Origin of the sequence: Burkholderia sp. MSMB1589WGS (genome assembly GCF_001636105.1) — a bacterium.
Taxonomy (GTDB): Bacteria; Pseudomonadota; Gammaproteobacteria; order Burkholderiales; family Burkholderiaceae; genus Burkholderia; species Burkholderia humptydooensis.
The window spans coordinates 1,510,529-1,523,445 of record NZ_LNJT01000007.1 but is presented as its reverse complement, the minus strand read 5'-3'; the positions used below and the strand labels follow the sequence as shown (position 1 = coordinate 1,523,445).

General features: G+C 64.4%; 12 protein-coding genes, 2 tRNA genes and 1 rRNA gene. 6 read left to right on the top strand and 9 right to left on the bottom strand.

The features are described 5' to 3' along the window. Positions 1-222: 222 nt before the first annotated feature. The 3 genes from WT16_RS14965 to WT16_RS34925 are packed head-to-tail and all read right to left on the bottom strand — an operon-like array spanning position 223 to position 1,899. On the bottom strand, positions 223-960 hold the full coding sequence (locus tag WT16_RS14965) for a phosphoglycolate phosphatase (RefSeq protein ID WP_006029802.1): 738 nt from the start codon (positions 958-960) through the stop codon (positions 223-225). Further along, on the bottom strand, positions 957-1,643 hold the full coding sequence (rpe, locus tag WT16_RS14960; protein ID WP_015600957.1) for a ribulose-phosphate 3-epimerase: 687 nt from the start codon (positions 1,641-1,643) through the stop codon (positions 957-959). Before rpe ends, WT16_RS14965 begins: the two co-directional genes overlap by 4 nt. A gap of 46 nt (positions 1,644-1,689) precedes the next feature. Next, positions 1,690-1,899, bottom strand: coding sequence for a hypothetical protein (locus tag WT16_RS34925; protein WP_009913700.1), 210 nt, complete (start codon positions 1,897-1,899; stop codon positions 1,690-1,692). Between WT16_RS34925 and apaG the strand changes: the two genes are divergently transcribed. Beyond that, complete coding sequence (apaG, locus tag WT16_RS14955) at positions 1,825-2,199, top strand: Co2+/Mg2+ efflux protein ApaG (protein ID WP_006029800.1); 375 nt, start codon at positions 1,825-1,827, stop codon at positions 2,197-2,199. The two genes, WT16_RS34925 and apaG, sit on opposite strands and share 75 nt — an antisense overlap. A 42-nt stretch (positions 2,200-2,241) precedes the next feature. Here the strand turns inward: apaG and WT16_RS34920 are convergent, their stop codons facing one another. Beyond that, positions 2,242-2,385 (bottom strand): hypothetical protein, encoded by a 144-nt coding sequence (locus tag WT16_RS34920; RefSeq protein ID WP_009913697.1) that lies wholly within the window; start codon positions 2,383-2,385, stop codon positions 2,242-2,244. Positions 2,386-2,413: 28 nt separating this feature from the next. Between WT16_RS34920 and WT16_RS14950 the strand changes: the two genes are divergently transcribed. Beyond that, the gene (locus tag WT16_RS14950) at positions 2,414-3,532 is read left to right on the top strand and encodes an MltA domain-containing protein (protein ID WP_009913696.1); all 1,119 of its coding nucleotides are present in this window, start codon (positions 2,414-2,416) and stop codon (positions 3,530-3,532) included. Positions 3,533-3,724: 192 nt separating this feature from the next. Here the strand turns inward: WT16_RS14950 and paaK are convergent, their stop codons facing one another. From paaK to paaN, 5 genes are all read right to left on the bottom strand, one after another. Beyond that, positions 3,725-5,023 (bottom strand): phenylacetate--CoA ligase PaaK, encoded by a 1,299-nt coding sequence (gene paaK / locus WT16_RS14945; RefSeq protein WP_059932530.1) that lies wholly within the window; start codon positions 5,021-5,023, stop codon positions 3,725-3,727. 37 nt (positions 5,024-5,060) lie between these two features. After that, the gene (paaI, locus tag WT16_RS14940) at positions 5,061-5,453 is read right to left on the bottom strand and encodes a hydroxyphenylacetyl-CoA thioesterase PaaI (RefSeq protein WP_006029797.1); all 393 of its coding nucleotides are present in this window, start codon (positions 5,451-5,453) and stop codon (positions 5,061-5,063) included. Between the two features lie 73 nt (positions 5,454-5,526). Beyond that, complete coding sequence (paaG, locus tag WT16_RS14935) at positions 5,527-6,318, bottom strand: 2-(1,2-epoxy-1,2-dihydrophenyl)acetyl-CoA isomerase PaaG (RefSeq protein WP_059932532.1); 792 nt, start codon at positions 6,316-6,318, stop codon at positions 5,527-5,529. A 59-nt stretch (positions 6,319-6,377) separates the two neighbouring features. Then, on the bottom strand, positions 6,378-7,580 hold the full coding sequence (pcaF, locus tag WT16_RS14930; RefSeq protein ID WP_063533605.1) for a 3-oxoadipyl-CoA thiolase: 1,203 nt from the start codon (positions 7,578-7,580) through the stop codon (positions 6,378-6,380). A gap of 88 nt (positions 7,581-7,668) precedes the next feature. After that, positions 7,669-9,375, bottom strand: coding sequence for a phenylacetic acid degradation protein PaaN (gene paaN / locus WT16_RS14925; protein WP_063533604.1), 1,707 nt, complete (start codon positions 9,373-9,375; stop codon positions 7,669-7,671). Between the two features lie 130 nt (positions 9,376-9,505). Between paaN and WT16_RS14920 the strand changes: the two genes are divergently transcribed. The 4 genes from WT16_RS14920 to WT16_RS14900 all read left to right on the top strand — a co-directional run bounded on the left by WT16_RS14920 (position 9,506) and on the right by WT16_RS14900 (position 12,663). Then, complete coding sequence (locus WT16_RS14920) at positions 9,506-10,282, top strand: enoyl-CoA hydratase (RefSeq protein ID WP_063533866.1); 777 nt, start codon at positions 9,506-9,508, stop codon at positions 10,280-10,282. Positions 10,283-10,878: 596 nt separating this feature from the next. Continuing rightward, a 16S ribosomal RNA gene (locus WT16_RS14910) occupies positions 10,879-12,409 on the top strand. A gap of 64 nt (positions 12,410-12,473) precedes the next feature. Continuing rightward, positions 12,474-12,550 (top strand) — tRNA-Ile (locus tag WT16_RS14905). A 37-nt stretch (positions 12,551-12,587) separates the two neighbouring features. Next, a tRNA-Ala gene (locus tag WT16_RS14900) sits at positions 12,588-12,663 on the top strand. The last annotated feature ends 254 nt before the right edge of the window (positions 12,664-12,917 follow it).

Sequence of the window (12,917 nt, the reverse complement as noted above, 5' to 3'; positions counted from 1 at the left end):
CCGGCAAGCAGCCCGAACGCGAAGCGTTCGACAGCGGCAGGGCCGACGGGTTGGACGACGATCGGGGGCGCGGACGCGCAGCGAAACAAAAAACGGGGCTGAAGACGAGCTTCAGCGTACCTCATCGAGGTTGGCGCGACCAGCGACGCCAGGGCCAGGCTCCCCGGTCGATGCTGCTCAGACTCCGTTTTTTGTTTAGAAACATGCGGATGGAAGAAAAAGTCAGGTGGCTGATCTTGCCGCTGAGTTCGCCGAATTGTGCGCGGCGATGAGCTGCGCGGCGGCGAGAAGCGAATCGACTATACCATCCGATTCGATCGTTTGTATAGCGTTGCCGTGGTTATAGCCGTACGGCACCGTCAGCGTCGCCATCCCGGCCGCGCGGCCCGCGAGCGCGTCGTTCTCCGAATCGCCGATCGCGACCGTCGCGCGCGGCGCGACGCCGAGCGCGTCGCACGCGGCGAGCATCGGCGCCGGATCGGGCTTCTTGCGCGGCACGCTATCGCCACCGAACACCGCGCGGAAGTAGCCGGCGAGTTCGTACTGCGCGAGCAGCTCGACCGCGAACCGGTGCGGCTTGTTCGTCACGCATGCGAGCTTGACGCCCGCATCGCGCATCGCCCGCAAGCCTGCGTCGACGTCCGGGTAGAGCCGCGTGTGGCGGCCGTTGATCTTCGCGTATTCGGCTTGATAGAGCGCGAGCGCCTCGTCGAAGCGCGCGTTCGCGTCGTCTGCGGAAAAGCGCGGCGTCAGCACGCACCGGATCAGGTTCTCCGAGCCCTTGCCGACGTAGCGCATCACCTCCTCGCGCGTCGTTTCCTGCGCGTCGAGCTGCGCGAGCATCGCGTTCAGGCCGGCCGCGAAATCGTCTGCGGTATCGACCATCGTGCCGTCGAGGTCGATGAGCGCCGCTTCGATGCGCGGCGCGTCGATGAGGGGCGACGTCGGCACCGTGCTCACGCGCGCTCGACGGCTGCGAGCGCGTCGCGCATCTCGCCGATCACCTGGCGATAGTCGGGCTTGCCGAAGATCGCCGAGCCCGCGACGAACGTGTCCGCGCCCGCTGCCGCGATCTCCGCGATGTTGTCGGCCTTCACGCCGCCGTCGATCTCCAGATGGATCTCGCGGCCGGTGCGCGCGGCATGCGCGTCGATGCGCGCGCGGGCGTCGCGCAGCTTGTTGAGTGCCTCGGGAATGAACGACTGGCCGCCGAAGCCCGGATTCACCGACATGATCAGCACGAGGTCGACGCGGTCCATCACGTGGTCGAGGTAGTTGAGCGGCGTCGCCGGATTGAACACGAGGCCCGCCTTGCAGCCGTGATCGCGGATCAGGCCGAGCGTGCGGTCGATGTGGTCCGACGCTTCCGGATGGAAGCTGATCAGGTTCGCGCCCGCCTTCGCGAAATCCGGCACGATCCGGTCGACCGGGCGCACCATCAGATGCACGTCGATCGGCACTTGCACGTGCGGACGGATCGCCTCGCAGACGAGCGGGCCGATCGTCAGGTTCGGCACGTAGTGGTTGTCCATCACGTCGAAGTGGATCCAGTCGGCGCCGGCGGCGACGACGTTGCGGACTTCTTCGCCGAGCCGCGCGAAGTCGGCCGACAGAATGCTGGGGGCGATGCGGAATTGCGTCATGAGCGGAAAGTGCGTGGGGAGCGGTGCGATACGGAAAAACGTCATTCTACCGCCGCGGCGCGCGGCGCCCGGTTGCGGGCCGGGGCCTCATCAAGCAGAATGCCGAACCAAAGCGGCGCGTCGGCCGCGCGGGGCGGGCGCCTCGGCAGCGGCTGCGGCGGGCGACCTCGACGGGACCACCATGAGCCAGTATCGATTCAGCGTGTCGGTGAAGACCAGCTATCTGCCGGAACAATCCGACCCCGAACGCCGTCAATACGCATTCGCGTACACGCTGACGATCCGCAATACGGGCCAGGTCGCGGCGCAATTGATCGCCCGGCACTGGATCATCACGGACAGCGAGAGCCAGGTTCAGGAGGTGAAGGGGCTCGGCGTCGTCGGCCACCAGCCGCTGCTGCAGCCGGGCGAGCAGTTCGAGTACACGAGTTGGGCCGTGATCGCGACGCCTGTCGGCACGATGCGCGGCGCGTATTTTTGCGTCGCGGAGGACGGCGAGCGCTTCGAGGCGCCCGTCGACGAATTCGCGCTGCACATGCCGCGCACGCTGCATTGAGCGCGCGGCGCGGCCGGGTCGCGGAAGATTGGGGCGCTGCTGTCAGCGCTGGGGCTTGTCGTGCCGGCTGGACGGCTTCTTCTTGCCTGAAGCCGTCCAGACGACGATGAAGATGAGTAGGGCGAGCGCCAGCAACGCTTCCAGCGCAAAGATGAGCATCGGGTATTGGTCGAGCAGATCGGACATGGCGGTTTCCATCAACAACGGACATTGTATGGGTTTTGGCCGGCGGCTTGCCGGGTGGGCGGCCGCCGCCGCGGTGGCGGCGCTTCTTGCCGCATGCGGCGGCACGCCGGTGCGGCAGGCGTCGCGGCCCACGGGTGCCGCGATCGTACCAGGGCAGATCGCGGCTGCGCGGCTCACGCCCGTCGCGTGGCAGCAGGTGCCCGGCTGGCAGGACGATAGCCTGATCGGCGCGACGATCGCGCTGCGCCAGAATTGTGCGCGCCTCGCGCGGCAGGCGAACTGGCAGCGCGCGTGCGCGGCCGCCTTGCGGCTCGACGATCTCGACGTCGGCAGCGCCCGCACTTTCTTCGAGACGTACTTCACGCCATTCCAGTTCGCGAACAACGACGGCACGCTCGACGGCCTCGTGACCGGCTATTACGAGCCGCTGCTGCACGGCTCGCGGGTGCGGCGCGGCCCGTATCAGTACGCGCTCTACCGCTGGCCCGCCGGCTACCGCGCGGGCGCGTCGATGCCGGCGCGCGGGCAGCTCATGCGCTCGGGCGCGCTGAACGGCAACGAGCTCGTCTGGGTCGACGATCCGATCGAGGCGTTCTTCCTGCAGGTGCAGGGCTCGGGCCGCGTCGTCCTCGACGACGGCGCAGTGATGCGGGTCGGCTACGGCGGCACGAACAACCAGCCGTACCGCTCGATCGGCAAGTGGCTGCTCGATCATGGCGAACTCGGCGCCGGGCAGGCGACGATGCAAGGAATCAAGGCGTGGGCGCGCGCAAATCCGTCGCGGGTCGATGCGCTGCTCGACACGAATCCGCGATTCGTGTTTTTCCGCGAGATGCCGTCCCAGGAGGACGTGCCGCACGGCGGAGCGGACGGCCCGGTCGGCGCGCTCGGCGTGCCGCTCACGCCGGAGCGCTCGATCGCGGTCGATCCGTCGTCGATCCCGCTCGGCACGCCGGTGTTCCTGCAGACGACGCGTCCGATGACGAATGCGCCGCTCAATCGCCTCGTGTTCGCGCAGGACGTCGGGACGGCGATCAAGGGCGGCGTGCGGGCAGACTACTTCTGGGGGCTCGGCGACGATGCGGGCGACCAGGCCGGCCGGATGAAGCAGACCGGACGGATGTGGCTGCTCTTCCCGAATTCATGATCGGCTCGTGAGTGTGTGCGTGCGCGCGCCGGGCGCGTGAGCGTGACCGCGTGACCGCCTTGAGCATTGCAGCGTTGGGTCGGCGGCAGATTGCGCGCCGCGTTCGTCCGCATGCCGGGCGGTGCGCTTTGTTTGCGGGTGATCGGCGGTGGGGCGGGGCGCGTACCGCCGTCCGCCGCTATGCGCGAAGTGTCACGGGCGTCGCTTGTCGACGATTCGCCTCGCCTTGCCAACCGAGCGCTCAATGCCGTTGACGGGCAACACGTTGATGATCGCCGTCACGCCGATCAGCGACTTGATGTCGTGAGCGAGCCCGCGGCGTGCGGCGTCGATCGCGGCCGCATCCGGCGCTGTCTCCGGGCAGGGCTCGACGTTGAGCGTCAGCACGTCGAGCGGCCCGTCCTTCGTCAGGACGACCTGATAGTGCGGCGCGAGCGCACGCTGCTTGAGCAATTGCTCTTCGAGCTGGGTCGGAAACACGTTCACGCCGCGCACGATCATCATGTCGTCCGAACGGCCGGTGATCTTTTCCATCCGGCGCATCGTGCGCGCGGTGCCGGGCAGCAGGCGCGTGAGGTCGCGGGTCCGATAACGGACGATCGGCATTGCCTCCTTCGTGAGCGACGTGAACACGAGCTCGCCGAACTCGCCGTCCGGCAGCACTTTGCCGGTGTCGGGATCGATGATTTCGGGGTAGAAGTGATCTTCCCAGATCGTCGGGCCGTCCTTCGTTTCGACACACTCCGACGCGACGCCCGGGCCGATCACTTCGGAGAGCCCGTAGATATCGACGGCGTCGATGCCCATGCGCTTCTCGATCGCGACGCGCATGTCGTTGGTCCACGGTTCCGCGCCGAAGATGCCGATCCGCAGCGAGCACTGGGCGGGATCAAGGTGTTGGCGCTCCATCTCGTCGGCGATCGACAACATGTAGCTGGGTGTCACCATGATGATGTCGGGCTGGAAGTCCTGGATCAGTTGCACCTGCTTTTCGGTCTGGCCGCCACCGAACGGAATCACCGTCAGCCCGGCCCGCTCCGCGCCGTAATGCGCGCCGAGACCGCCCGTGAAGAGGCCGTAGCCGTAGCTCACGTGGACCTTGTCGCCTGGCCGCGCGCCCGCCGCGCGGATCGAGCGGGCGACGAGACTGGCCCACGTGTCGATGTCTTGCGCCGTGTAGCCGACCACGGTCGGCTTGCCCGTCGTGCCCGACGAAGCATGGATGCGCGAGATGCGCTCCTGCGGCACGGCGAACATGCCGAACGGATAGTTGTCGCGCAGGTCGTTCTTCGTCGTGAACGGAAAGCGGCTCAGATCCGCGAGCGTTTTCAGATCGGTCGGATGCACGCCCGCCTCGTCGAACTTGCGCCGATAGACGGGCGAATTCTCGTATGCGTGCGCGAGTGACCATTTCAGGCGGTCGAGCTGAAGCGCGAGCAGTTCGTCGCGGCTCGCCCGTTCGATCGGTTCGAGCGGAAGCGAGGTTGCCATGATGTCTCCAATATATTTATGTGAGCGTACGTGGACGCTAACGGTCTACAGGGATCACCGTCCCTTTGATTTGGGTCGATTTGCCGCGGAACATCGCGACGGTTTCTCCTGCCCGGTTCGTTACGCGGATATCGTAGATGCCGTGCCGGCCGTTCAGCGTCTGCTCCGTCGCTTCCGCGGTGAGCACGTCGCCGCCTGCCACCGGCTGCAGGAATTCGATCGAGCAGCCGGCTGCGACCGTGTTGACGTTGTACGAGTTGCACGCGAACGCGAACGTCGAATCCGCGAGCGTGAAGATGAGTCCGCCGTGGCAGATCTGGTGGCCGTTCAGGAAATCGGTGCGCACCGGCATGCGCGTGCGCGCGTAGCCCGGCCGCACTTCGAGCAGCTCGATGCCGAGGCCGCGGCTGCAGGCGTCCGCGGCGTACATTGCATTGGCGGTTGCGCGGGCGAGCGCTTCGGCGGAGCGTTCGGCGGCTGCCGTTGGGGAGCGTTCGGCCATCTCAGCGTCCTTCGAAGCGCGGGGCGCGCTTTTCGATGAACGCGCGCACGCCTTCCGCGTAGTCGTACGATTGCCCGAGCTCGCGCTGAAAATCGCGTTCAAGATCGAGCTGCTGGTCGAGCGTATTGGTGACGCCCGCCCGCATCGCTTGCTTGATTGCCGCGATCGCGCGCGTCGGCTGCTGCGCGAGTTGTCGGGCGAGCTGCAAGGCGGTATCCGTGAGTTCGGCATCGTCGACGACGCGCCACACGAGCCCCCAACGCTCGGCCTGTTCGGCGCCGAGTTTGTCGCCCGTGAGCGCGAGGCCGAGCGCGCGGGCGAAGCCTACGCGCTGCGGCAGGAACCACGTGCCACCGGAATCCGGGACGAGGCCGATCTTCACGAACGACTGAATGAAACTGCTCGATTTCGCCGCGATGACGAGATCGCAGGCGAACGCGAGATTGGCGCCCGCACCCGCCGCGGTGCCGTTTACGGCAGCGATGACGGGCAGCGGCAGCGCTTGCAGGCGGCGAATGAGCGGATTGAAATGCGCGTCGATCATGTCGCCGAGATCGGTCATCTCCCCCGGCGTGAAATCGAGGTCGGCAAGATCCTGGCCCGCGCAGAAGCCGCGTCCCGCGCCGGCGAGAATCAATGCGCGCGCGTTGGCGGCCTGCACGTCGTCGAGCGCCGATTGCAACTCGCGATGCATGTCGCGCGTGAAGCTGTTGAGCTTGTCGGGGCGGTCGAGCGTGATCGTCGCTATCCGCGCCGCGGGATCGATTTCGATGCGAATCGCTTGGTAGGACATCGGCTGTCTCCTTATATCTTCGAAATCAACGGGATGCGTCCTTCGCCTGCTGGCCAGCCTTATACGCGTTCGATCGCGATCGCGATGCCTTGCCCGACGCCGATGCACATCGTGCAGAGCGCGAAGCGGCCGCCCGTGCGATGCAGTTGATACGTCGCGGTCGTCACGAGCCGCGCGCCCGACGCGCCGAGCGGATGCCCGAGCGCGATCGCGCCGCCGTTCGGATTCACGCGCGGATCGTCGTCCGCGACGCCCAGCAGCCGCAGCACCGCCAGCCCTTGCGACGCGAACGCCTCGTTCAGCTCGATCACGTCGAACTGCGCGAGCGTCATCCCGAGCCGCGCGAGCAGCTTCTGCGTCGCCGGCGCCGGGCCGATCCCCATCACCCGCGGCTCGACGCCCGCCGTCGCGATCCCCAGCACGCGCGCGCGCGGCGCGAGGCCGTGACGCCGCGCGGCCGCCTCGCTCGCGACGAGCAGCGCGCATGCGCCGTCGTTCACGCCCGACGCGTTGCCCGCCGTCACCGTGCCGTCCGCCCGCACGACGCCCTTGAGCTTCGCGAGCGCGTCGAGCGTCGTCTCGCGCGGATGCTCGTCGCGCGCCACGACGAGCGGCTCGCCCTTCTTCTGCGCGATCGTCACCGGCACGATCTCCTGCGCGAGCGTGCCGTCGGCCTCCGCGCGCGCCGCCTTCTGCTGGCTGCGCAGCGCGAACGCGTCCTGGTCGGCGCGGCTCACGCGGTAGTCGGCCGCGACGTGCTCGGCCGTCTCCGGCATCGAATCGATGCCGTACTGCTGTTTCATCAGCGGATTGACGAAGCGCCAGCCGATCGTCGTATCGAAGATCTCGGCCTGCCGCGAGAACGCGCTCGTCGCCTTGCCCATGACGAACGGCGCGCGGCTCATGCTCTCGACGCCGCCCGCGATCATCAGGTCCGCCTCGCCCGCCTTGATCGCGCGCGCGGCGATGCCGATCGCGTCCATCCCGGAGCCGCAGAGGCGGTTGACCGTCGCGCCGGGCACGGCGTGGGGCAGGCCGGCGAGCAGCAGCGACATGCGCGCGACGTTGCGGTTGTCCTCGCCGGCCTGGTTCGCGCAGCCGTAGACGACATCGTCGACGGCGGCCCAGTCGACGTCGCGGTTGCGCTCGACGAGCGCCTTGAGCGGCACCGCGCCGAGATCGTCGGCCCGCACCGGGGCCAGCGCGCCGCCGTAGCGGCCGATGGGCGTGCGGATTGCGTCACACAGGAATGCTTCGGTCATGTCGAATTCCGGCAAAGGTGAACCCGCGAGCGGGCGGGTTCATTCATGGTAGTGAACGATCGCGTGATCGGCAGCTCGGCCGAACGGGCTATGCTGTTTGGCCTGCTACCGCAGGAACGGCCCTCGGCGCAACATGGTGCCTGCTCTGCACGACGCGGAAGCGGTTCGCGACGAACGCGGCGTCGGCGAGCGACGCGTTCGCGGCCGGATTGGCGCCCGTGCCGTGGAAGTCGGAGAACGCCGCCGATTGATTGACGAACACGCCGCCCGTCAGATTGATCGACAGCGCGACGCCGCCGCGTACCGCCGCTTCGTGCGCCGCTTCGACGACGGCGTCGTCCGTGCTATAGACGGACAGCGTGAGCGCGCCGTGCTCGGCCGCGATCGAGCCGGCGAGATCGAGCGATTGCGCGGTCGAATCGGTCGCGATGACGAACGAGATCGGACCGAACCATTCCTGCGTGTACTTTGCGCGATCCGCGACGTCGAGCTGCAGCACGAGCGGCGTGCGCACGCGTGTATCCTTGAATGCCGGATGCTCGAGGGCCTGGCTGTCGGCGAGAATGCGGCCGAGCTTGCGCGCGTCGTCGATGCGGGCCGCGACGCCTTCGTTCTGAAGTGCGCCGATGAGATCGACCGACCGTGCCGGGTCGCCCGTCAGCTTCTGCACGGCGCCGGCGATGGCCTGCGCGACGTCGTCGAAGCCGACGTGCCCTTCCGCGGTGCGGATGCCGTTGCGTGGGACATAGATGTTTTGCGGTGCGGTGCACATCTGGCCGGAGTAGAGCGCGAGCGAGAACGCGATGTTCTTGACGGCGGCTTTCAGATCGTCGACGGAATCGATCACGATCTGGTTGACGCCCGCCTTCTCCGTATACACCTGCGCCTGATGCGCGTTGCGTTCGAGCCAGGTGCCGTTTTGCGAACTGCCGGTGAAATCGATCAGCTTGATTTCCGGACGGCGCGCGAGCTCCTGGACGAGCGCACCGTCGTTTCCTTCGGTCGCGAGCAGCGTGACGACGTTCGGATCGAAGCCGGCTTCGCGCAGCACGTCGCGCGCGATGCGCACGGTGATCGCGAGCGGCAGGATCGCGCCCGGATGCGGCTTGACGATGACCGTGTTGCCGGTCGCGAGATCGGCGAACAGGCCCGGATAGCCGTTCCAGGTCGGAAACGTGCAGCAACCGAGCACGAGCCCCGCGCCGCGCGGCACGATCATGTAGCGCTTGTGCATCGCGAGCGGCGGGTTCTTGCCCTGCGGCTTTTCCCAGTGCGCGTTGGCGGGGATGCGCTGCAGTTCCTGCCATGCGTAGGCGACGGCTTCGAGCGCGCGGTCCTGCGCATGCGGCCCGCCCGCCTGGAACGCCATCATGAACGCCTGTCCGGTGGTGTGCATCACGCTGTACGCGATTTCGAAGCTCGCACGATTCAGCCGGGCGAGGATTTCGAGGCACACGCCAGCCCAGGCGGACGGCCCGGCCTTGCGCCACGCGCTCTGTGCCTGCGCGGCGGCGGCGATCAGTTCGTCGGGCGACGATTTCGGGTAGCGGATGCCGAGCGCAAAACCGTATGGCGAGCGCTCGGCGCCGACCGTTCCGCCCGAGGCGGGCTGATCGAGTTCGAAAGGTTTGTCGAGTCGGGCTTTGAATGCTGCTTCGCCGTCTGCGTTGGCGCTTTCCCCGTACACTTTGGGGCTCGGCATCTCGGCGAACGGGCTCCAGTAGCCGCGCGTTTCGATCGTGGAGAGCGCGTGCTTCAGCGTGTCTTCATGCTTCGTGAACAGAGGATGGGTCATGGCGGCAGGCTTGGTGAACGTTGAGGAAGGCGGAGGTTATTAATTAACCGACCGGTTGGTCGAAAAATGTTAGCATCAAATCGTCCGTGCGTGTGCGGCATTTCATGTTTCATTGATCGAGGAGAAGCAGATGGCTTACGAAAACATCCTGGTGGAGACGCGAGGCCGGGTGGGGCTGATTACGCTGAACCGTCCGAAGGCGCTGAACGCGCTGAACGACGCGCTGATGGATGAACTTGGCTTGGCGCTCAAGGCATTCGAGGCGGACGAGGACATCGGTGCGATCGTGCTGACGGGCAGCGAGAAGGCGTTCGCAGCCGGCGCCGACATTGGGATGATGGCGACCTATTCGTATATGGATGTTTTCAAGGGCGACTACATCACGCGCAACTGGGAGACGGTGCGTCAGATCCGCAAGCCGATCATTGCTGCGGTGGCGGGTTTCGCGTTGGGCGGCGGCTGCGAGCTCGCGATGATGTGCGACATCATTTTTGCGGCCGATACGGCGAAGTTCGGCCAGCCCGAAATCAAGCTCGGCGTGTTGCCGGGGGCGGGCGGCACGCAGCGTTTGCCGCGCGCGGTGTCGAAGGCGAAGGCGATGGACATGTGCTTGACCGCTCGCTTCATGGATGCGGAGGAGGCTGAGCGTGCGGGTTTGGTGTCGCGGATATTGCCGGCGGACAAACTGCTGGACGAGGCGATCGCCGCGGCGGCGACGATCGCCGGGTTCTCGCTGCCTGCCGTGATGATGGTGAAGGAGGCGGTGAACCGCGCGTACGAGACGACCTTGTCCGAGGGCGTGCACTTCGAGCGCCGCTTGTTCCATTCGGCGTTTGCAACCGAAGATCAGAAGGAAGGGATGGCGGCGTTTGTCGAGAAGCGCAAGCCCGTCTTCAAGCACCGCTGAACACGGAAGAGCAAAGTGCCGCGCGCTTTCTATGTTTCTTGGCGTGCGGCGCGTGTCTGATAAAGGTGATTGCGTCTCTCGAGTTTTGGGCCTGTTGCGTGCCCGAACTCGAGTCACAAAAATTTTCTCTCAAAAAGAGCTTGCGCGAGGGAGGGGATGTGTCTAGAATCACGCCTCTTTCGCGCTGCGGCGAACGCGGCGCGAAGGGGGGAGTGGGAAGTCTTGAGCTCGGGCAGTCCGGTCGACCGCGAGGACGAACGGGAGCGCGAGACGGCGATGACGCAGTTTCGGTGGCGTGGAGGTAAAAAAGTTGTTGACGCGCTGCGAATAAGTGATCATAATTTCATTTCTCTGCTGCTAACAACGCAGCGCTGCTGAGAAGACGGTGTCAAGTAGTGAAATCTTCTCGCAGATGTGCTCTTTAACAATGAACAGCCGATAAGTGTGGGCGCTTGATGTGGCGGACGATCTTCGGATCGCGAGCAAAAGTATCAAGAGTCTCACACTAAAGTAAGTCAGGTTTGTGAAGCAATTCACGACCTGTCAGCTTTGAGTGAGCGACCGGTTGGAAACAACCGAAAACAGTAACAGGCATTGAACTGAAGAGTTTGATCCTGGCTCAGATTGAACGCTGGCGGCATGCCTTACACATGCAAGTCGAACGGCAGCGCGGACTTCGGTCTGGCGGCGAGTGGCGAACGGGTGAGTAATACATCGGAACATGTCCTGTAGTGGGGGATAGCCCGGCGAAAGCCGGATTAATACCGCATACGATCTGAGGATGAAAGCGGGGGACCTTCGGGCCTCGCGCTATAGGGTTGGCCGATGGCTGATTAGCTAGTTGGTGGGGTAAAGGCCTACCAAGGCGACGATCAGTAGCTGGTCTGAGAGGACGACCAGCCACACTGGGACTGAGACACGGCCCAGACTCCTACGGGAGGCAGCAGTGGGGAATTTTGGACAATGGGCGCAAGCCTGATCCAGCAATGCCGCGTGTGTGAAGAAGGCCTTCGGGTTGTAAAGCACTTTTGTCCGGAAAGAAATCATTCTGGCGAATAACCGGGGTGGATGACGGTACCGGAAGAATAAGCACCGGCTAACTACGTGCCAGCAGCCGCGGTAATACGTAGGGTGCGAGCGTTAATCGGAATTACTGGGCGTAAAGCGTGCGCAGGCGGTTCGCTAAGACCGATGTGAAATCCCCGGGCTCAACCTGGGAACTGCATTGGTGACTGGCGGGCTAGAGTATGGCAGAGGGGGGTAGAATTCCACGTGTAGCAGTGAAATGCGTAGAGATGTGGAGGAATACCGATGGCGAAGGCAGCCCCCTGGGCCAATACTGACGCTCATGCACGAAAGCGTGGGGAGCAAACAGGATTAGATACCCTGGTAGTCCACGCCCTAAACGATGTCAACTAGTTGTTGGGGATTCATTTCCTTAGTAACGTAGCTAACGCGTGAAGTTGACCGCCTGGGGAGTACGGTCGCAAGATTAAAACTCAAAGGAATTGACGGGGACCCGCACAAGCGGTGGATGATGTGGATTAATTCGATGCAACGCGAAAAACCTTACCTACCCTTGACATGGTCGGAATCCTGCTGAGAGGCGGGAGTGCTCGAAAGAGAACCGGCGCACAGGTGCTGCATGGCTGTCGTCAGCTCGTGTCGTGAGATGTTGGGTTAAGTCCCGCAACGAGCGCAACCCTTGTCCTTAGTTGCTACGCAAGAGCACTCTAAGGAGACTGCCGGTGACAAACCGGAGGAAGGTGGGGATGACGTCAAGTCCTCATGGCCCTTATGGGTAGGGCTTCACACGTCATACAATGGTCGGAACAGAGGGTCGCCAACCCGCGAGGGGGAGCCAATCCCAGAAAACCGATCGTAGTCCGGATTGCACTCTGCAACTCGAGTGCATGAAGCTGGAATCGCTAGTAATCGCGGATCAGCATGCCGCGGTGAATACGTTCCCGGGTCTTGTACACACCGCCCGTCACACCATGGGAGTGGGTTTTACCAGAAGTGGCTAGTCTAACCGCAAGGAGGACGGTCACCACGGTAGGATTCATGACTGGGGTGAAGTCGTAACAAGGTAGCCGTATCGGAAGGTGCGGCTGGATCACCTCCTTTCTCGAGCTTAAATCCGCGAAGTTGAGCGCTCACGCTTATCGGCTGTGAATCAGGACAGACTCAGGGGTCTGTAGCTCAGTCGGTTAGAGCACCGTCTTGATAAGGCGGGGGTCGTTGGTTCGAATCCAACCAGACCCACCAATTGTCTGGCGAGAAGGGAACCTGAGTGTCTCTGTACGGGGGCATAGCTCAGCTGGGAGAGCACCTGCTTTGCAAGCAGGGGGTCGTCGGTTCGATCCCGTCTGCCTCCACCACAATCTTCAATGACAAGCGTTCGACTTGAGTCGAATCTTTGTCATTGGCGATTGAGCCAGTCAGAGTGATGCAGGCAACTGTATCGGCTGTCGTTCTTTAACAATCTGGAAGAAGCAAGTAATTTGGATAGCGGAAGCGTCTTTGAGATGGACGTGGAAGTTATCCGGGTTGTGATTGTATCGATGTATCTCAAGATGATTCGAACTTCATGTTCGGCTCCCTACGGGAGTGGGACCAGAGTAAGCGCTAAAGC